Genomic DNA, 19,451 nt, shown 5'->3' with positions numbered 1-19,451 from the left:
GACTGCCCGCAGCTGGGGCGGGACGGCGGCCCGCAGCCCGGCGGCGTAGCCCCACCGCCCGCAGCCGCGCACGCCGGCGCGGCGCCCACCGGAGGCGCCGCGTGGTCGGTCAGCCGCGTACGGCGGGAAGGGGGCGTGTCGGGGGGTGTCCGCCCGCAGCGGTTGGCGCGTCCGCGCCGTCCACTTCTGTGGCCGACCGATTCCGCGCCGTTCCGAGGACGGACACCCCCCGGCGCGGCCCCGACCAGAACACAACCGAACGCGCTACGCGCACCCCCGCCGAACCCGCAGCGGCGCCGCAGGCACCCGTCACAACCAGCCGGCGAACTCCAACAGCAGCTCCGCGTCCCGCTCCCGCCCCACGCGCCGGGCCCGCACCCCCGACTCCACCGCCCGGAAGAGCGTCCACCCCCGCAGCCGCTCCTGATCCACCTCCAGCGACTCCGCGAGCCGCTTGATCCGGCGCCGGGTGGTCGAGGCCCCGGAGGGCTGCGCGACGAGATCCTCCACCCGGTCCCGCACCAGCCGCGCCAGGTCGAAGGCGCTCTCACCGACCACCGGATCGGGCCCCACGGCCAGCCACGGCATCCGGCCCCCGGCGAGCACCTTGCTCTGCCGGAACGTGCCGTGCAGCAACTGCTCCTCGGGAACCCCGGCCAGCAACTCCCCGCGCACCGCGAGCGCCGCGTCGACCAGCGGCGCCACCTCCGGGTCGGTCACCGCACCCGCCCGCATCGCCTCGGCCTGCCGCCCGGTCCGCTCCGCCACGGTCTCGAAGGGATGACCGGCGGGCGGCTCCACCCACAGCCGGCGCAGCGTCCCCGCCGCCTCCAGCAGCGCCTTCGACTCCGGCAGCGACCGCACCGACACGTCCGGATGCAGCCGCTCCAGCAGCAGCACCCCCTCCGTTCCAGCCGCCTCGTCGAGCAACTGCACGGCACCCAGCCCGCCCCAGTGGGCGAGCGCGGCCCGTTCGCTCTCCGGCCGCGCCCGGCGCGGGGCCAGCTTCAGCACGGCCGGCGCCCCGTCGGCCCGCCGCACCAGGACGACCAGGCTGCTGCGCCCGCCGGGCACCTGCACCCGTTCCACGGCCAGGTCGCGCGACTCCACGGCCCGCTCAGCCACCCCGGGCAGCTTCTCCAACCAGTCGTCACCGTCCGGTGCCGTCTCACCGAGCGCCCTGACCAGACGCCGCGGCGGTTCGAAAGCCATGCGCGAGCCGTTCCCTTCCCGTACGGGCAGAGCCGTACGTGTTACGCAGCCGTACGTGTTACGCAGTCGGTGTCGCCGAACCGGCCCGCTCGGCGAGCCCAGGGAAGGGTACGCTCCCGCCCCTCCACCGCACCGCACGGACCGCCGCCTCCCGCAGCGCCCCGGCCGCGGCCGCCCGCCGGTCACCGCCGGCGGCCCGCACCAGGTCGGAGTAGACGCCGGCCACCCGCTCCTCCAGCTCCGCCGCCAGCCGCACCGCCGACGCCGCGTCCGGCACCTCGAAGGGCAGCGCGTACCCGGCCGCCGCCGCGACCGGCTTCGCACCGAGATCGCGCACCTCGCGCGCCAGCGCGTCCCGCCGAGCCCGGTGCGCGTCGTACGCCGCCCGTGCCTCGGTACGCCGTTCCTCGCCGACTCGTCCACCGACGACCCCGTAGCCGTACACGGCCGCGTGCTCCGCCGCCAGCGCGGCCTGGAGGGCGTCCAGCTCCCGGTCCTCAGCCTTGCTCACCCGTCACCCTCCGTCAGCAGATACACGTGCGCCGCCCCGGCCGCCGCCACCGAGGCCAGCAGCCGCGCCAGCTCGCCCGGCACTCCCGCCAGCGCACCGGTCCGCCGGTCGGTCAGTTCCCGCTCGGCGGCGGCGAGCAGACCAAGCGCGTCCTTCTCACCCGCGGGCACGGCACCGGAGCCGTCCTCCGGCCCGGCGGCCCGCGCGGAGACCGACGGCGATGCCTCGGCCGAGGCTTCGGGAGAGGCCGCCCATACCGCACCGAACGCCTCCGCGTGCCGTACGACTTCCTCCCGCAGCGGCCGCAGCCGCTCCGCCAGCCCGGGATGCGCGGCGATCACCGCCGCGTACCGCCCGGCCAGCGCCTCGCTGTCCCGAGCCGCACGCGCGCGGGCCCGCTCGGCGGCGGACGGATCACCGCCCGGGCCACCGGAGTCCGAGCCGCCGGAACAGCCGACGAGCAGCGCGGCCCCGGCGGCCGAAGCGAGCAGGCTCCTTCTGCGCGGCCCGGAGGGCAGACGCGGCGATACGGGAAGCGACACGACAGACGTCCTCGACGGGCTCGTACGGAAGCGGAGACAGACGGCGGAGACAACCACAGCGGAGCGAAGCGCGGCGCGCACGAAACCCGCGCCGAACAGAACCCCGCACCGCGGCCGCCTGCCCGTGATCACGGTACCCGGGCCCCGGCCGGGCACCACCCATCGGCACCGCCGAGCCGGGGTGGACGGCAACACCCCTCGCGACCGGATACCCTTTGACCAGACACGCGCACCGTCCCACAACAGCACACGCGGCCGAGGAGTCACCCGGATGAGCACCACCCAGAGCGAGAGGCTGCGAGAGCTGCTTGAGCCGCTCGTCGCCTCCCAGGGACTGGACCTCGAGGAGATCGCGGTGGACTCGGTCGGCCGCAAGCGTGTGCTGCGCGTGGTCGTCGACTCCGACACCGGCGCCGACCTGGACCGGATCGCCGATGTGAGCCGCGCGCTCTCGGCGAAGCTCGACGAGACCGACGCGATGGGCGACGCGGAGTACACCCTCGAGGTCGGCACCCCGGGCGCCGAGCGCTCCCTCACCGAGCACCGCCACTTCGTGCGCGCCACGGACCGCCTGGTGCGGTTCCAGCTCCACGAGGGCGGCGAACTGGTCGCGCGCATCCTGGGCGTCGACGACGACGGACTCGACCTCGAAGTCCCCGGAGTCAAGGGCCGCAAGGCCACCACCCGCAGGCTTCCCTTCGGTGACATCGACAAGGCACGCGTCCAGGTCGAGTTCAACCGCAAGGACACCCAGAACACCCAGAACACCGACAGCGACACCGACGACAACACGAAAGAGGAGGAGGCGTAGCCGTGGACATCGACATGAGCGCCCTGCGGGGTCTGGTCCGGGAGAAGGAGATCTCCTTCGACCTGCTGGTCGAGGCGATCGAGTCGGCCCTCCTCATCGCCTACCACCGCACCGAGGGAAGCCGCCGGCACGCGCGCGTGCAGCTCAGCCGGGACACCGGACACGTGACCGTGTGGGCGAAGGAGGACCCCGACGACCTCGAGGAGGGCCAGGCGCCCCGCGAGTTCGACGACACCCCGTCCGACTTCGGCCGCATCGCCGCCACCACCGCCAAGCAGGTCATCCTGCAGCGGCTGCGCGACGCCGAGGACGACGCGACGCTCGGTGAGTACGCAGGCCGCGAGGGCGACATCGTCACCGGCGTGGTCCAGCAGGGCCGCGACCCGAAGAACGTGCTGGTCGACATCGGCAAGCTGGAGGCCATCCTGCCGGTGCAGGAGCAGGTGCCCGGCGAGACCTACCCGCACGGCACGCGGCTGCGCTCGTACGTCGTCCGCGTGGCCAAGGGCGTACGCGGCCCCTCCGTGACGCTCTCCCGTACGCACCCCAACCTGGTGAAGAAGCTCTTCGCCCTGGAGGTCCCCGAGATCGCCGACGGGTCGGTCGAGATCTCCGCGATCGCCCGCGAGGCCGGCCACCGCACCAAGATCGCCGTGCGCTCCACCCGCTCGGGCCTGAACGCCAAGGGCGCCTGCATCGGCCCCATGGGAGGCCGGGTGCGCAACGTCATGGGCGAGCTGAACGGCGAGAAGATCGACATCGTCGACTGGTCGGACGACCCGGCCGAGATGGTGGCGAACGCGCTCTCCCCGGCCCGCGTCTCCAAGGTGGAGGTCGTCGATCTGGCGGCCCGTTCCGCCCGGGTGATCGTGCCGGACTACCAGCTGTCGCTGGCCATCGGCAAGGAGGGCCAGAACGCCCGCCTCGCGGCCCGGCTGACCGGCTGGCGGATCGACATCCGGCCCGACACCGAGCAGCCCTCCGACCAGTCGTCCGGCGGGCACGGGGAGTAGGTCCGGGCCGTCCGGCGGGTACGGGGGAATAGATCCAAGCCGCGCGGCGCTGAGATCACGACAGTCTTGCGTGCGGCACGTGTTCGATTCTTGCCCCAAAGGGGTGAGGTCGGTCCGGGGAGGTAGACTTAGGAGTGTCTGGCCGGACACGTACCCGAGCATGCCCCGAGCGCACCTGCGTGGGGTGCCGGGAGCGAGCGGTCAAGAGCGAGCTGCTGCGCACCGTGGCGGTCGAGGGCGAATGCGCCCCCGATCCACGCGGTACGCTGCCCGGCCGGGGTGCGTACGTGCACCCCGTACCGGTCTGTGTCGACCAGGCAGTGCGCCGCAAGGCGTTCCCGCGGGCGCTCCGCGTCCCGGGACCGCTCGACGTAAAGGCGTTGCGTCACTACGTCGAGCAGGCACAAGGTTGCAGCACGGCCGCTGAAAGCGGCACGTGAGCAACGTGGTAAGGAAGACATGCCGCGCGGAACCCCGTGCGGTCTGGTACCTCGCGAGTCGAAAGCAGGTCGAGATTGCGATGAGCACTCGATGAGTACGCGATGAGTACGCCCATGAACTAGCGACGGTCCGGACGCAACCCGGACCTCAGAGGAGCGAAGTGGCTAAGGTCCGGGTCTACGAACTCGCCAAGGAGTTCGGTGTCGAGAGCAAGGTCGTCATGGCCAAGCTCCAGGAACTCGGTGAATTCGTCCGTTCGGCGTCTTCGACCATCGAAGCGCCCGTAGTACGCAAGCTGACAGACGCCTTCCAGCAGGGTGGCGGCAACGGCCGGTCCGCCGGTCGTCCCGCGGCCCCGAAGAAGGCTGCCCCCAGGCCGTCGGCGCCCTCCCCGGCGCAGGCGGCCCGCCCGGCTGCGCCCCGTCCGGGTCCGGCGGCTCCGGCGGCTCCCAAGCCTCCGGCCGCCCAGCAGCCCGCGGCCCCGTCCGCCCCGGCGCCGGGCCCGCGTCCGACGCCGGGCCCGAAGCCCGCGCCCGCGCCGCGTCCGGCCCCGGCCGCGCCGGAGTTCACCGCTCCGCCGGCCGCCCCGGCCGCTTCGTCCCAGGCTCCGGCCGGTCCGAAGCCCGGTGGCGCGCGTCCCGGCGCTCCCAAGCCCGGCGGCGCCCGTCCGTCCGGTCCGGGTCAGGACCGCGGTCAGCAGGGCGGCCAGGGCCGTCCCGGTGGCCAGCGTCCCGGCGCCCAGGGCCAGCGCCCCGGCGGCCGTCCCGGCGGCCCGCGTCCGGGCAACAACCCCTTCACCTCCGGCGGCAACGCCGGTATGGCGCGCCCGCAGGCGCCCCGTCCGCAGGGCGGCCCGCGTCCGGGCGGTCCCGGTGCTCCCGGCGGCGGCCCGCGTCCGCAGGCTCCCGGCGGCCAGGGCGGCGGTCCCCGTCCCCAGGCTCCGGGCGGCAACCGCCCGACCCCGGGCTCGATGCCGCGTCCGCAGGGCGGCGGCCAGGGCGGTCCCCGTCCCGGCGGCCCGCGTCCGAACCCCGGCATGATGCCGCAGCGTCCGGCTGCCGGCCCGCGTCCCGGCCCCGGTGGCGGCGGTCGCGGTCCCGGCGGTGCCGGTCGTCCCGGTGGCGGCGGTCGTCCGGGCGGCGGCGGCTTCGCCGGCCGTCCCGGTGGCGGTGGCGGCGGTCGTCCCGGTGGCGGCGGCGGTTTCGCCGGTCGTCCCGGTGGCGGCGGCTTCGGCGGCGGCGGTGGCCGTCCCGGCTTCGGCGGCCGTCCCGGCGGTCCCGGTGGCCGCGGTGGCACGCAGGGCGCCTTCGGCCGTCCCGGCGGTCCCGCGCGTCGCGGTCGCAAGTCGAAGCGGCAGAGGCGCCAGGAGTACGAGGCCATGCAGGCCCCGTCGGTCGGCGGCGTGATGCTGCCTCGCGGCAACGGCGAGACCATTCGCCTGTCGCGCGGTGCGTCGCTCACCGACTTCGCGGAGAAGATCAACGCCAACCCGGCGTCGCTCGTCGCGGTCATGATGAACCTCGGCGAGATGGTCACCGCGACCCAGTCCGTCTCCGACGAGACGCTCCAGCTCCTCGCCGACGAGATGAACTACACGGTTCAGATCGTCAGCCCGGAGGAGGAGGACCGCGAGCTTCTCGAGTCCTTCGACCTGGAGTTCGGCGAGGACGAGGGCTCCGAGGAGGACCTGGTCGTCCGTCCGCCGGCCGTCACCGTCATGGGTCACGTCGACCACGGAAAGACCCGACTGCTCGACGCCATCCGCAAGACGAACGTCATCGCGGGCGAGGCCGGCGGCATCACCCAGCACATCGGTGCCTACCAGGTCGCGACCGAGGTCAACGGTGAAGAGCGCAAGATCACCTTCATCGACACCCCGGGTCACGAGGCGTTCACCGCCATGCGTGCCCGCGGTGCCAAGTCGACCGACATCGCGATCCTGGTCGTCGCGGCCAACGACGGCGTCATGCCGCAGACGGTCGAGGCGCTGAACCACGCCAAGGCGGCCGAGGTCCCGATCGTCGTCGCGGTCAACAAGATCGACGTCGAGGGTGCCGACCCGACCAAGGTGCGCGGTCAGCTGACCGAGTACGGCCTGGTGGCCGAGGAGTACGGCGGCGACACCATGTTCGTCGACATCTCCGCCAAGCAGGGGGAGAACATCGACTCCCTGCTGGAGGCCGTGGTCCTCACCGCGGACGCCTCGCTCGACCTGCGGGCCAACCCGAACCAGGACGCGCAGGGCATCTCGATCGAGTCCCGTCTCGACCGCGGCCGCGGTGCCGTGGCGACGGTCCTCGTGCAGCGAGGCACCCTGCGGGTCGGCGACACGATGGTGGTGGGCGACGCCTACGGCCGCGTCCGCGCCATGCTCGACGACAACGGCAACAACGTCGCCGAGGCTGGTCCGTCGACGCCGGTCCAGGTCCTGGGCCTGACCAACGTCCCGGGCGCCGGTGACAACTTCATCGTGGTCGACGAGGACCGTACGGCCCGCCAGATCGCGGAGAAGCGCGCCGCCCGCGAGCGCAACGCCGCGTTCGCCAAGCGCACGCGCCGCGTGTCGCTGGAGGACCTGGACAAGGTGCTGAAGGCCGGCGAGGTCCAGCAGCTGAACCTGATCATCAAGGGCGACGCGTCCGGATCGGTCGAGGCGCTGGAATCCTCCCTGCTCCAGCTGGACGTCGGCGAAGAGGTCGACATCCGCGTCCTGCACCGCGGCGTCGGTGCGGTCACGGAGTCCGACATCGACCTGGCGATGGGCTCCGACGCCATCGTGATCGGCTTCAACGTGCGCGCCGCCGGGCGGGCACAGCAGATGGCCGAGCGCGAGGGTGTGGACGTCCGGTACTACTCGGTCATCTACCAGGCGATCGAGGAGATCGAGGCGGCCCTCAAGGGCATGCTCAAGCCGGAGTACGAAGAGGTCGAGCTCGGTACGGCGGAGATCCGCGAGGTCTTCCGCTCGTCCAAGCTGGGCAACATCGCGGGTGTTCTCATCCGCTCCGGCGAGGTCAAGCGCAACACCAAGGCGCGCCTCCTGCGCGATGGCAAGGTCATCGCGGAGAACCTCAACATCGAGGGTCTGCGTCGCTTCAAGGACGACGTCACCGAGATCCGCGAAGGCTTCGAGGGCGGTATCAACCTCGGAAACTTCAACGACATCAAGGTCGACGACGTCATCGCGACGTACGAGATGCGCGAGAAGCCGCGGGTGTAACACCCCCGACTTCGAAGACGGTGCGGTCCGGGGCCGGTCGGCGGAGAGCAATATCCGTCGATCGGCCCCGGCCGTTCGTTGTACGGTTCTGATGTCCCCGCCCGTGGATGGCGGGGCCATCGATCCCGGACCGGCGGGTGAACCGGTTGCACATGTATGTGGGGACGCTGTCCTTCGACCTTCTCCTCGGCGACGTACATTCGCTGAAGGAGAAGCGCTCCGTCGTCCGCCCGATCGTCGCCGAACTCCAGCGGAAGTACGCGGTGAGCGCGGCGGAGGTGGATCACATGAACCTCCATCGCCGGGCCGTCATCGGCCTGGCCATGGTGTCCGGCGACGCCGGGCACCTGAGTGACGTACTCGACCGGTGCGAACGGCTGGTGGCCGGCCGGCCCGAGGTGGAACTGCTGTCCGTCAGGCGGCGCTTCCACGGCGAAGACGACTGACCGCTGAGACGACTGACCGCGAACACGACAGACCCACGAAACACAGAGAAGAAAGAACGGGAGACGGACCAGTGGCCGACAACGCGCGGGCGAAAAGGCTGGCGGACCTCATCCGAGAGGTGGTGGCCCAGAAGCTGCAGCGCGGGATCAAGGACCCGCGGCTCGGCTCGCACGTCACCATCACGGACACCCGGGTCACGGGTGACCTGCGGGAGGCGACCGTCTTCTACACGGTGTACGGGGACGACGAGGAGCGGGCGGCCGCCGCAGCGGGCCTGGAGAGCGCCAAGGGCATCCTGCGCTCCGAGGTCGGCAAGGCGGCGGGCGTGAAGTTCACGCCGACCCTGGCCTTCGTCATGGACGCCCTCCCGGACACCGCCCGGAACATCGAGGACCTCCTCGACAAGGCACGCCAGTCCGACGCCAAGGTGCGCGAGGCCTCCGCGGGCGCCGCGTACGCCGGCGAGGCGGACCCGTACCGCAAGCCGGGCGAGGACGACGAAGAGGCCGACGAGACGGACGACACCGCTAAATGACCGAGAAGCACACCACGCCCGACGGCCTCGTCATCGTCGACAAGCCGTCGGGCTTCACTTCGCACGACGTCGTCGCCAAGATGCGGGGCATCGCCCGCACCCGGCGCGTCGGGCACGCCGGCACGCTCGACCCGATGGCGACGGGTGTCCTGGTCCTCGGTGTGGAGCGCGCGACGAAGCTCCTCGGGCACCTCGCCCTCACCGAGAAGGAGTACCTGGGCACCATCAGGCTCGGGCAGACGACGCTCACCGACGACGCCGAGGGCGAGATCACGGGGTCGCGGGACGCCTCGAAGGTCACCCGGGACGCCGTCGACGCGGCCGTCGCCAGGCTCACCGGCGACATCATGCAGGTGCCGTCCAAGGTCAGCGCCATCAAGATCAAGGGCGTGCGCTCCTACAAGCGGGCCCGCGAGGGCGAGGAGTTCGAGATTCCCGCCCGCCCCGTCACCGTCTCCTCCTTCGCGGTGTACGACGTCCGGGACGCCGTCGCCGAGGACGGCACCCCGGTGCTGGACCTGGTGGTCTCGGTGGTCTGCTCCTCCGGCACCTACATCCGCGCCCTGGCCCGGGACCTCGGTGCCGACCTCGGCGTCGGCGGCCACCTCACCGCGCTGCGCCGCACCCGCGTCGGCCCCTACAAGCTGGACACCGCCAAGACGCTGGACCAGCTCCAGGAGGAGCTGACCGTCATGCCGGTCGCGGACGCGGCCCGCGCCGCCTTCCCGCAGTGGACGGTGGACACCCGGCGCGCCCGGCTCCTCCTCAACGGCGTACGGCTGGAGATGCCCGACGAGTACGCGGGCGCCGGTGCCGTCGCCGTCTTCGACCAGGAGGGCCGCTTCCTCGCGCTCGTGGAGGAACAGAAGGGCAAGGCCAAGAGCCTGGCCGTCTTCGGCTGAACGGCCCGCCGACGGGCTCCGTCCGTGGAGCGGCGACCACGGGGTTTCCACCATCGCCGCTCCACGGCCCCCCTCGGTTCCCCCACCCCCTAGGGTGTATCCAACCCACCCCGTCCGTTCACCCGTCCGGGCAGGCGCTCGGAGTGAACCGGGGGAGCGGAAGGGGGCGCGTTGGCGACGCGCCCTGTCCCGCTGATCATCACGCGCCTACCGTCGAACACACAGCACGGGTGTACGGCGGGGAGGTGCGGCGATGGCGTCGCGTAACCGGTCCCGGGAGGCGGGGAGCGGCAGGATGGCACGGCGGTCGGGGCACGACGTCCGGGGTCCGCACGCCGGGCCGCAGGCGCAGGACACAGACCCCGCGGAACACGGGCCCGACGACGCCCTGGTCCGCGTCCACGACCTCGCCGGCCGGCCCCGCGGCACCGGGTTCGCCGCCGACCACCACGGCACGGTGATCACGAGCCACGAGGCCGTCGACGGCCTGTCCCGGCTCGTGCTGAGCGCCGCCGGCGGCCGCCGCCGCGTCGTGGCCGCCGCCGACGTGACCCCGCTGCCCGCGCTCGGCCTGGCCCTCGTACGCGCCGAGGGCCTCGGCGTGCCCCCGCTGCCCGTCGGCACGCGGGGCAGGACCGAGGCCGGGACGTACGTCCGGATCGCCGCCGGCGGCTGGCGCGAGGCCCGGGTGCTGGGCACCACCGACGTCCACTACGCGGCCACCGACCGCTTCCACCTCCTCGCCGACGCGCTGGAGCTCGCGGTCGGCACCTCGGGGCGGGACGCCCTGCGGCTCGGTGGCGGCGCGGCCGGGGGACCGGTCCTCGACCTCACCACCGGCGCGGTCCTCGGGGTCCTCGGTACCGCCCTGAGCTCCGGCCACAGCGACATCGGCTTCGCCGTCCCGCTGCCGCACGCCCCCGGCCCCCTCGCCGGCCTGCTCGCCGAGAACGCGGCGACGGTCCCGGCCTACGGCGCCGATCTCAACCTGGCCGGGGTGCTCGCCCTCACGGCGACCCAGGTGGGGCAGGACGGCCCGGACGACGGGGGCGCCGACCGGGTGGAGCCGGTCGAACGCGCCGACGTGGTCCGGGAGTTCGCCGCGTTCACCGAGCCCCGCGGCCGGGCCCGTGTCCTCGGACTCGTCGGTGCCCCCGGCAGCGGCCGTACGACCGAGCTGGCCGCCCTCGCCGCCCGCCGCTCCCGGGGTACGGAACCGGCGCCCACCCTGTGGCTGCGCGGCGCCGACCTGCACGACGACGACATGTCGGTGGCGGACGCGGCACGCAGGGCGCTGGGCCGAGCCGCCCGCATCGTGGCCGCCGCCGACCGCTCCCGCCCCGCCGGCCTCGGTGACATCACCCCGGAGCGCTTGGCCCACCTCGCGCACACCGCCGGCCGCCCCCTCCTGCTCCTCCTCGACGGCCCCGAGGAGATGCCGCCCGTCCTGGCCCACCGCCTTCCCGAGTGGACCGAGGGCACGGCGGCATGGCTGACGGAGACGGAGACACGGCTCGTGGTGGCCTGCCGGGCGGAGTACTGGGAGCGGGCGGGGGCGGAGTACCCGCGGGACCTGCTGCACGGGGAACGCGGGTGCGCGTCGGCCGGGCCGGTGCTCGGCGACGGGTGTGCTTGGCCGACCGCGGCACCGGGGTCGTGCACCGGGCCGGACGGCGACGCCGCCGACGCCGCCGACAGCGACCGCACGGCGTGGCGGGCGACGACTGCGGGGCTTTCGTGCGGGATGACGCCTGCCGGGCTGTCGTCCGGTACGGAGCCTGCCGGGTTCTCGCCCGGTTCAGGGCACGCCGGGCTCCCGTACGGGTCGAGCCCGATCGGACTCCCGTACGGGGCGAGGCTCACCGGACTTTCGTACGGCTCGGAGCCCACCGAGCTTCCGTCCTACATGGAGCCTGCCGGGCTTTCGTCCGGGTCGGTCCCTACCGGGTTCTCGTGTGGGCCGGAGTCCCCCGGGCTGCCGTCCGGCTCGGAGTCCGCTGGGTTCTCGGCCGGTTCAGGCCCCGCAGGGCTCCCGTACGAGTCGGGCCCCGGCGGGCTTCCGGCCGGAACCGCCCCCCAGGTCCCCCACTCCGCGCCGGCCGGTGCGGGGGCGCCGCCCTGCGTCCGGCTCGGTGACCTCTCGGAGGAGGAGGCCCGGGAAGCGCGCGCACGCTACCGCGTACCGGAAGGCGCCCTCGACGGCCAGGACGCCCGGCACCCTCTCACCCTCCGCCTGCTCGCCGAGGTCCACGGGGCCCTGCCCGCCGCACCTCCCCCCGCCCGCGTCGACCGGGACGCCGTCTTCACGGCCTACCTGGACCTGCTCTGTCTGCGCGTCGCGACCCGGCTGGCCCGGGACAACGCCCTGCACGGCACCGGCGTGCGCCGCCGCCTCGCGGCGAAGGTCTCCGGGCAGGTGCACGAGGCGGCCCGGCGCAGTCTCGGCCCCGGGCAGGGCGTGCTGGACCGGGAGTCGTTCGAGGCGGTGTTCCCGTGGGGACCGGCCCCGGCACGGCTGGGCGGCGGCACCGGCTGGGCGACGGCCGTGCTCGCCGAAGGCCTCCTCGTCCCCGCCGGCAACGGCTACCGCTTCGTCCACGAGGAGCTCGCCGACTGGCTCCAGGGCACCCACCTCGACCTGGACGAGGCCCTGCGCGCCCTCGTCCACCGCGGCGCCACCCCGCAGCACGCCCACGCCCTCCCCGTACCGCACCACCGCATCGGCCCCGTCGTCGAAGCCGTGCTGCTCCTCGCCCGCCAGCACGGCATCCCCCAACTCGCCCTCACCCTCGAAGAGCTGGTGGGCGCCCTCGACACCGACCCGCAATCCTGGTGGGCCGCCCGGCTGCTCACAGAGGTGCTGACCCGCGTACCCGACGCCACCCCGTACACGGACGTGCTGCGGCTGCTCGCCGACGGTATCGCCGAGCGGAGCGGCGAGGAGTCCCCGGGGCAGGGAGAGTTCGGACCGGCCTTCTGGACCGCCCTGCGACTGCCGGAGGCCACCCGCCTGGACCTGCTGCGCCGCCTCGTCCTCGCCGACGGCCCCCCGCGCGAACCCGGCCCCCGCCACCTCGACACGGCCGCCCGGCTGCTCGCCGCCGACCCCACGACCGTACAACCGCTCCTCGTCCGCTGGTTCGACGACGAGCGGCCGCTGCCCGCGACGCCGCACGCCACCGTCGCCACGGCCGCGCAGGCGCTGCTGCACACCCACCGCCACCGCGGCCTGGACGCACTCACCGAGGCGCTCGCCGACAGCACGCACCGGCGGGCCGACGAACTGCTCGCCGTCCTGTCCGAGGAGGAGCCCTCCGCCCTCTGCCGGGCCGTCGAACGCTGGGCGCGCGACGAGCGGCCGGAGCGGCGGGCGCAGTCCGTCACCCACGGCCTGCGCACCGCCCCGCACGCCCGCACCGGCGCCGACCGCACCCTGCTCCGCCACGCGGCCCTGCTCCTGCTCGCCGGTCCCGCCGACGAGCGGCTGCACGGCGGCGCCCTCGCGCTGCTCGTCATGGACCCGGGCAGCCGGGACCGCCACCTCGCGCGGGCCCTCGGCCGTTTCGCGGCGGCAGACCCGTACCTGCCGCCGAGCGCGGTGGCCGCCGCCCTGCCCACCCACCCGGAGCCCGTCCTCGACGCTTTCCGGGCCAGGCTGCGCGGACCCGACGCCGGGGAGGCGCTGCGCAGGCTCGCCGACGCCACCACACCCGCGCTGGCCCACCGGGTGGCCGTACTCGTCGGCGAGGCCGTCGCGGAGCGCCCCGAGACCGCCGGGCACGTGGCCGCCTACGTCGACCGGCGCCTCGACCACGACCCGGCGGCCCGCGCCGTGCTCCAGCCCCTGGTCACCGGCCTGCTGGACGCGGGACCCGAGCCGGTGCGGGCCGCACTCGCCGGAGTCCTCGCCGCCGACGGCACCTCGGTTCGCGGCCTGCTCCGCCACGAGCTGCGCGAACACCTTCTGACCCACGAGCAGGACCCCGCCGTGCTCGACGCGCTGCTGCACGCCGCCGCCCGGTGCGACGGCGACGGCCAGCGCGCCCTGGTCCACCGCACCGGCCGGCTCCTCGTGCGCACCCCGGACGGCGCCACCCGCTTCGATCAGGGCCTGGTCGACCTGGCCCGCCACCTGCCGGGCTTCGCCGGGCGTCTGACCGACTGGCTGGCCGACGCCCCTCAGGACTGGGCCGCCCTGGTGGGCCCCAGCACCCGCCGCACCATCGAGGGCCTGGCGGGCGCACGGGTCCCGGCGTGAAGCGTGCACCCGGTCACAGCGCCCATGCCGATGCGGGCACGGGACGGGCGGCATGGCACTCTTAGAGCTGCGTAAGAGGCATCGACTCCGACGAGTTTGCGACAAGGAGCAGACACAGTGCAGCGCTGGCGTGGCTTGGAGGACATCCCCGAGGACTGGGGACGCAGCGTCGTCACCATCGGCTCCTACGACGGTGTCCACCGAGGGCACCAGCTGATCATCAAGCACGCCGTGGACCGCGCCCGCGAGCTGGGCGTCCCCGCAGTCGTCGTCACCTTCGACCCCCACCCCAGCGAGGTCGTCCGCCCCGGCAGCCACCCGCCGCTGCTCGCCCCGCACCACCGCCGCGCCGAACTGATGGCGGACCTGGGCGTGGACGCAGTGCTGATCCTCCCCTTCACCACCGAGTTCTCGAAGCTGTCCGCCGCCGACTTCGTGGTCAAGGTCCTGGTCGACAGGCTGCGCGCCAAGGCGGTCGTCGAGGGCCCCAACTTCCGCTTCGGTCACAAGGCCGCCGGGAACGTCGACTTCCTCACCGAGCAGGGCAAGGTCTACGACTTCGAGGCCGAGGTCGTCGACCTGTACGTGACCGGTGAGGCGGGCGGCGGCGAGCCGTTCTCCTCCACCCTGACCCGCCGCCTGGTCGCCGAGGGCGACGTCGGGGGCGCCGCCGAGATCCTGGGCCGGCCGCACCGCGTCGAGGGCGTCGTCGTCCGGGGCGCCCAGCGCGGCCGTGAGCTGGGCTTCCCCACGGCCAACGTCGAGACCCTCCCGCACACCGCCATCCCGGCCGACGGCGTCTACGCCGGCTGGCTGAACGCCCAGGGCGAGGTGATGCCGGCCGCGATCTCCGTCGGCACCAACCCGCAGTTCGAGGGCACCGAGCGCACGGTGGAGGCGTACGCGATCGACCGTGTGGGCCTCGACCTGTACGGGCTGCACGTCGCCGTCGACTTCCTGGCCTTCGTACGGGGGCAGGCGAAGTTCGACACGCTGGACGCGCTGCTGGACCAGATGGGCGAGGACGTCGAGAAGTGCCGCGCGATCATCGCGGCACATCCCGACCGCCACTGACGACCCCACCCGTGGCCCCGTCCGCCGGACGCGGCCACCGGCCTGCTTCCGCGCAGCCCCCGCCCCTGCCCGGCCCCGGTGCAGGCGGCCGCTCCACGCCGCACGACGGCCGCACCGCCTGACCGGCCGGCCGGACGCCCTGACACGGCAGCCACCCGGTGCCCACCCGCCACGTAGCCGGCCGTGGCTGGCCCACCACGGCCGGGCGTCAACGCCCGTCACTGGCCGCGGGCCTGCTCGTCATGGTGGAGTGTGCGCCCGCTCGGGCGTTGAATCGGCCCGCGACGGCCGCGCATGCACGCCCGTCACCGGCCGTGGGCCGATCCGCCCCGGACTCCCGTGCGCCCGCCACCGGCCATCGGGCCGCCCGCCACGGCCGCGCGCCCGCCCGTCACCGGCCCCGTCGGCCAAGCCCCCTGTCAGCTCGGCCCCCGCCAGCCCGGCCGTCCATCAGCCCGGCTCCGCAGCCGCCCCGTCCCCGTCCCCGGTCTGACCCCCGACCGTCGTCGCCTCGACCGCCCGGGCTCGCGCCCAGTGGCAGGCGACCTGGGACTCGTCACCCCCGTGCAGGATCTCCAGGTTCCGGTTCCGGCAGGCGTCGGCGACACCGGCGCGTGCCGCCTCGCCCCCGGCCAGGACCTGGCAGCGGACGTGGAAACGGCAGCCGGTGGGGATGTGCGCCGGGTCGGGCGGTTCGCCGGTCAGTACGACGGGACGGCCCGGCGCCTCCGGCAGGACGGACATCAGGGCCTGGGTGTACGGATGCCGGGGCGCCGTCAGCACCTGCTCCACCGCACCCGTCTCGACGATGCGACCGAGGTACATCACCGCGACCCGGTCGGCGATGTTCCACGCGAGCCCCAGGTCGTGCGTCACCACCAGCGCGGACAGGCCCAACTCGGCACGCAGCCGCAGCAGCAGCGCCAGAATCTCCCCGCGCACCGACGCGTCGAGGGACGCCACCGGCTCGTCGGCGACCAGGAACTCCGGCTCCAGGACCAGCGCGCCCGCGATGACGACCCGCTGGCGCTGACCGCCGGACAGTTCGTGCGGGTAACGCAGGAAGAAGCGCTCCGGCGGACGCAGCCCGGCACGGGCCAGCGCCCCGGCCACCGCCGCCCGCTCGTCCCCGGCGTGACGGTGGATGCGCAGGCCCTCGGCGACGATGTCGTACACCGTGTGCCGGGGGTTCAGCGAGCCGCTCGGGTCCTGGAGGACCAGCTGGGCCCGCTTGCGGTACGCCTTCAGCGCGCGGGCGGAGTGTTCGAGCGGCGCGCCGTCGAAGGTGACGCGGCCCGCGGTCGGCCGGACCAGGCCGAGCAGGCTCCGGGCGAGTGTCGTCTTGCCGCAGCCGGACTCGCCGACCAGCGCGACGATCTCGCCCCGCCGGACGTCGAGGTCGACCCCGTCCACGGCCCGGGCGGGCGGTCCGCCGCCCCGGCCGGGGAAGGCGACGTGCAGCCCGTGGACGCTCAGCAGTTCGGGCGTGGTGCCGGTCATGGGGTGCTGCTCCTCACTCCCTCGTCCCGCGCCGGCGGTGTGCCGGCGTCGGAACCCACGTGGACGCAGGCCGCCCGCCGGTCCGTCCCCGCCTCCCGCAGCCACGGGTCGTCCGTGGCGCAGACGTCCAGCGCCACCGGGCACCGCGGATGGAACGCGCACCCCGGCGGAACCGCCGCCGGGTCGGGCGGGTCACCCGGCAGCCCGCGCGGCGCGAACCGCGAGCCCGGGTCCCCGATCCTCGGGAAGGCCTCCGACAGCGCCCGCCCGTAGGGGTGCAGGGCGTCCTCGTAGACCTGCCGGGCCGGTCCCTCCTCCACCACCCGGCCCGCGTACATCACCGCGAGCCGGTCGCAGGTGTCGGCCAGCACGGCGAGGTCGTGACTGATCATGATCAGGCCGACGTCCTGCTCGCCCACCAGGTTTTCGATCAACCGCAGGATCTGCGCCTGGATCATCACGTCGAGCGCCGTGGTGGGCTCGTCGGCGACGATCAGGCGAGGGTCGCAGGCCAGGGCCATCGCGATCATCACGCGCTGCCGCTGCCCGCCGGACAGCTCGTGCGGGTAGGCACGCGCCCGCGCCGCCGGCAGGCCGACCTGCTCCAGCAGCTCCCCGGCCCGCTTCCGCGCGCCGGCCGGCGTGGCCCTGCGGTGCAGCAGGACGGGCTCGGCGATCTGGTCCCCGACGCGGTGCACGGCGTTCAGCGAGTGCATGGCGCCCTGGAAGACGATCGAGGCCCCCGCCCAGCGCACCGCCCGGACCCGGCCCCACTTCATCGTCAGTACGTCCTCGCCGTCCAGCAGGATCTCCCCGCCGACCCGGGCCCCGGCCGGCAGCAGCCGCAGCAGCGCCAGCGCCAGGGTGGACTTGCCGCAGCCGGACTCGCCCGCGACGCCGAGCTTCTCGCCGGCCGCCAGGGTCAGGCCGGCCCCGCGCACGGCCGCCACACCTCCGGGATACGTCACCTTCAGGTCGCGTACCTCGAGCAGACTCAACGGGACACCCCCAGCCTGGGATTGAGCACGGCCTCCACCGCACGTCCGCACAGGGTGAACGCCAGCGCCACGGCCGCGATCCCGACGCCCGGCGGCACCAGGTACCACCAGTCGCCGGAACTCACCGACCCCGCCTCCCGCGCGTCCTGCAGCAGCCCGCCCCAGGACACGACCGTCGGATCACCGAGCCCGAGGAAGGCCAGGGTCGCCTCGGCCAGGATGGCGGAGGAGATGATCAGGGTCGTCTGGGCGAGGACCAGCGGCATCACGTTGGGCAGCACGTGCCGGGACATGATGTGCCAGTGCCCGCCCCCGAGCGCCTTCGCGCGTTCGATGTACGGCCGGGACTCCACCGCCAGTGTCTGCGCCCGCACCAGCCGCGCCGTGGTCGGCCAGGTGGTCACCCCGATCGCCAGCACGATCGTGCCGAGCGAACGGGACAGGACCGTCGCCAGCACGATGGCGAGCACCAGCGTCGGCATCACCAGGAACCAGTCCGTGATCCGCATCATCACCGTGGCGTACCAGCCGCGGAAGTGCCCGGCCGTGATCCCGATGAGCGCGCCGATCGTCACGGACAGCGCGGCGGCCAGCAGACCGACCAGCAGGGAGACGCGGGAGCCCCAGACCAGCAGGCCCAGCAGGCTCCGCCCGAACTGGTCGGTGCCCAGCGGGAACCGACCGCTCGGGCTCTCCAGCGGCTGCCCGGGCGCGTTGGTCACGCTCTCCACGTCGGAACCGACGGTCAGCGGCGCGGTCAGCGCGACGAGCACGAACAACGACAGCGCCGCCAGCCCGAACACGCCCGCGCGGTGCCTGCGGTACTCCCGCCAGAAGCGTGCGAGGGAAGCGCGGCGCCGCCGCCACGCGAGCGCACGCGAACCGGGCGGCTCCTCGGGAGCCCCGGACGTCTCGGCCGTCTCGGCCGTCTCGGCGGTCATCGGCCCACCCTCGGATCGAACAGCGGATACAGCAGATCGGCCAGGGTGTTCATGAGGATCACCGCCGCGGCGAAGACGAAGAACAGCCCCTGCACGAGCGGCAGATCGGGCACGCTGAGCGCCTGGTAGAACAGCCCGCCCAGCCCCGGCCAGGAGAAGACCGTCTCGACGAGGATGACACCGGCCACTGTCCGGCCGAGATTGACGAAGACCAGCGTCACGGTCGGCAGCAGCGCGTTCGGCACGGCGTGCCGGCGCCGTACGAGATCGTCCCGCAGGCCCTTGGCCCGCGCCGTCGTCAGATAGTCGCCGCCCATCTCGTCCAGCAGCGCCGACCGTGTGACCAGCAGCGTCTGCCCGTACTCCACCGCGACCAGCGTCACCACCGGGAGCACGAGGTGGTGCGCGACATCGACGACGTAGGCGAACCCCTCCTCGCCGCCCCCCGATTCCATGCCCCCGGTCGGGAACAGGCCCGGGAGGGGGTCCACCCCCACCGACAGGACGATGACCAGCAGCAGCCCCAGCCAGAAGGACGGAACCGAGTACAGCGTCAGCGCCAGCCCCGTGTTCAGCCGGTCGCCGAGCCGGCCGTGCCGCCACGCCGAGCGGGTGCCGAGGAACGCGCCCAGCGCGGTGTACAGGCCGAAGGCCGTACCGGTGAGGAGCAGCGTGTTCGGCAACGCCTCGGTGATCTTGTCGACGACGGGCGCGCGGAACTGGTACGACGTGCCCAGGTCCCCGGTCAGCGCCTTGCCGCAGTACTCCGTGAACTGCCGCCACAGCGGCAGGTCGAGCCCGAACTCCCGGCGGTAGGCGGTGATCTGCTCGGCCGAGACCGGACGGCCGCCGGTCATGAACTTCACCGGGTCGCCGGGGATCATCCGGAAGAGGAAGAAGCTGGTGACCAGGACGGCGAACAGGGAGACGACGGCTCCGGCCAGCTTGCCCGCCACGTACCTCGGGTACGCGCGGCGCGCACGGGACGGACGGCCGGTGGCGTCACCGCCGGCCGGCCCGGTGCCGGCGGGCGGCGACGCCACCAC

Annotated in this window: 16 protein-coding genes; 9 read left to right on the top strand and 7 right to left on the bottom strand. The window is 74.0% G+C overall.

Annotated elements, in window-relative coordinates:
• Window positions 1-309: 309 nt before the first annotated feature.
• The 3 genes from AMK11_RS31400 to AMK11_RS31390 are packed head-to-tail and all read right to left on the bottom strand — an operon-like array spanning window position 310 to window position 2,265.
• Window positions 310-1,212 carry an aminoglycoside phosphotransferase family protein gene (locus tag AMK11_RS31400; RefSeq protein ID WP_073731517.1) on the bottom strand — a complete coding sequence of 301 codons (903 nt, stop codon included), beginning with the start codon at window positions 1,210-1,212 and terminating at the stop codon, window positions 310-312.
• A gap of 58 nt (window positions 1,213-1,270) precedes the next feature.
• Window positions 1,271-1,723: a DUF4439 domain-containing protein gene (locus AMK11_RS31395; RefSeq protein ID WP_073731516.1), complete on the bottom strand. Its 453-nt coding sequence runs from the start codon at window positions 1,721-1,723 to the stop codon at window positions 1,271-1,273.
• Window positions 1,720-2,265, bottom strand: coding sequence for a hypothetical protein (locus AMK11_RS31390; protein WP_073731515.1), 546 nt, complete (start codon window positions 2,263-2,265; stop codon window positions 1,720-1,722). The genes AMK11_RS31395 and AMK11_RS31390 overlap by 4 nt, the downstream gene beginning before the upstream one ends.
• A 271-nt stretch (window positions 2,266-2,536) precedes the next feature.
• Here AMK11_RS31390 and rimP point away from each other — a divergent pair, with 271 nt between their 5' ends.
• From rimP to AMK11_RS31345, 9 genes are all read left to right on the top strand, one after another.
• Window positions 2,537-3,076 carry a ribosome maturation factor RimP gene (gene rimP, locus AMK11_RS31385; RefSeq protein WP_073731514.1) on the top strand — a complete coding sequence of 180 codons (540 nt, stop codon included), beginning with the start codon at window positions 2,537-2,539 and terminating at the stop codon, window positions 3,074-3,076.
• Window positions 3,077-3,078: 2 nt separating this feature from the next.
• Window positions 3,079-4,089, top strand: a complete 1,011-nt coding sequence (gene nusA, locus AMK11_RS31380; RefSeq protein ID WP_073731513.1) for a transcription termination factor NusA — start codon at window positions 3,079-3,081, stop codon at window positions 4,087-4,089.
• Between the two features lie 134 nt (window positions 4,090-4,223).
• Window positions 4,224-4,529 carry a YlxR family protein gene (locus AMK11_RS31375; RefSeq protein ID WP_073731512.1) on the top strand — a complete coding sequence of 102 codons (306 nt, stop codon included), beginning with the start codon at window positions 4,224-4,226 and terminating at the stop codon, window positions 4,527-4,529.
• A gap of 161 nt (window positions 4,530-4,690) precedes the next feature.
• Window positions 4,691-7,750, top strand: a complete 3,060-nt coding sequence (gene infB / locus AMK11_RS31370; protein ID WP_073731511.1) for a translation initiation factor IF-2 — start codon at window positions 4,691-4,693, stop codon at window positions 7,748-7,750.
• A gap of 152 nt (window positions 7,751-7,902) precedes the next feature.
• Window positions 7,903-8,196 (top strand): DUF503 domain-containing protein, encoded by a 294-nt coding sequence (locus AMK11_RS31365; protein WP_019330973.1) that lies wholly within the window; start codon window positions 7,903-7,905, stop codon window positions 8,194-8,196.
• Between the two features lie 71 nt (window positions 8,197-8,267).
• Window positions 8,268-8,732: a 30S ribosome-binding factor RbfA gene (gene rbfA / locus AMK11_RS31360; protein ID WP_073731510.1), complete on the top strand. Its 465-nt coding sequence runs from the start codon at window positions 8,268-8,270 to the stop codon at window positions 8,730-8,732.
• Complete coding sequence (gene truB, locus AMK11_RS31355; RefSeq protein ID WP_073731509.1) at window positions 8,729-9,634, top strand: tRNA pseudouridine(55) synthase TruB; 906 nt, start codon at window positions 8,729-8,731, stop codon at window positions 9,632-9,634. Before rbfA ends, truB begins: the two co-directional genes overlap by 4 nt.
• A gap of 295 nt (window positions 9,635-9,929) precedes the next feature.
• Entirely contained in the window at window positions 9,930-13,892 is a 3,963-nt protein-coding gene (locus AMK11_RS37655) for a trypsin-like peptidase domain-containing protein (RefSeq protein WP_073731508.1), read from the top strand.
• A 117-nt stretch (window positions 13,893-14,009) separates the two neighbouring features.
• The gene (locus AMK11_RS31345) at window positions 14,010-14,966 is read left to right on the top strand and encodes a bifunctional riboflavin kinase/FAD synthetase (protein ID WP_073731507.1); all 957 of its coding nucleotides are present in this window, start codon (window positions 14,010-14,012) and stop codon (window positions 14,964-14,966) included.
• Between the two features lie 450 nt (window positions 14,967-15,416).
• Here AMK11_RS31345 and AMK11_RS31340 read toward each other — a convergent pair whose 3' ends face one another.
• From AMK11_RS31340 to AMK11_RS31325, 4 genes are read right to left on the bottom strand one after another with little or no spacing between them, the layout of a single operon-like run.
• The gene (locus AMK11_RS31340; RefSeq protein ID WP_073731506.1) at window positions 15,417-16,466 is read right to left on the bottom strand and encodes an ABC transporter ATP-binding protein; all 1,050 of its coding nucleotides are present in this window, start codon (window positions 16,464-16,466) and stop codon (window positions 15,417-15,419) included.
• A complete protein-coding gene (locus AMK11_RS31335; protein ID WP_073731505.1) occupies window positions 16,463-17,464 on the bottom strand; it encodes an ABC transporter ATP-binding protein in 1,002 nt (333 codons plus the stop codon). Before AMK11_RS31335 ends, AMK11_RS31340 begins: the two co-directional genes overlap by 4 nt.
• Window positions 17,461-18,405, bottom strand: coding sequence for an ABC transporter permease (locus AMK11_RS31330; protein WP_073731504.1), 945 nt, complete (start codon window positions 18,403-18,405; stop codon window positions 17,461-17,463). Before AMK11_RS31330 ends, AMK11_RS31335 begins: the two co-directional genes overlap by 4 nt.
• A complete protein-coding gene (locus AMK11_RS31325; RefSeq protein ID WP_073731503.1) occupies window positions 18,402-19,451 on the bottom strand; it encodes an ABC transporter permease in 1,050 nt (349 codons plus the stop codon). The genes AMK11_RS31330 and AMK11_RS31325 overlap by 4 nt, the downstream gene beginning before the upstream one ends.

It is taken from the genome of Streptomyces sp. CB02414 (assembly GCF_001905385.1).
Classification (GTDB): domain Bacteria; phylum Actinomycetota; class Actinomycetes; order Streptomycetales; family Streptomycetaceae; genus Streptomyces.
The sequence above is the reverse complement of the archived record's forward strand: the minus strand, read 5'-3'. Positions and strand labels throughout refer to the sequence as shown.

Excerpts from the sequence above, each read along its gene's own strand:
- rimP (WP_073731514.1), top strand. The coding sequence starts at position 2,537 with ATGAGCACCACCCAGAGCGAGAGGCTGCGAGAGCTGCTTGAGCCGCTC.
- AMK11_RS37655 (WP_073731508.1), top strand. The coding sequence starts at position 9,930 with ATGGCACGGCGGTCGGGGCACGACGTCCGGGGTCCGCACGCCGGGCCG.
- truB (WP_073731509.1), top strand. The coding sequence starts at position 8,729 with ATGACCGAGAAGCACACCACGCCCGACGGCCTCGTCATCGTCGACAAG.
- AMK11_RS31340 (WP_073731506.1), bottom strand. The coding sequence starts at position 16,466 with ATGACCGGCACCACGCCCGAACTGCTGAGCGTCCACGGGCTGCACGTC.
- AMK11_RS31365 (WP_019330973.1), top strand. The coding sequence starts at position 7,903 with ATGTATGTGGGGACGCTGTCCTTCGACCTTCTCCTCGGCGACGTACAT.
- AMK11_RS31400 (WP_073731517.1), bottom strand. The coding sequence starts at position 1,212 with ATGGCTTTCGAACCGCCGCGGCGTCTGGTCAGGGCGCTCGGTGAGACG.
- AMK11_RS31330 (WP_073731504.1), bottom strand. The coding sequence starts at position 18,405 with ATGACCGCCGAGACGGCCGAGACGGCCGAGACGTCCGGGGCTCCCGAG.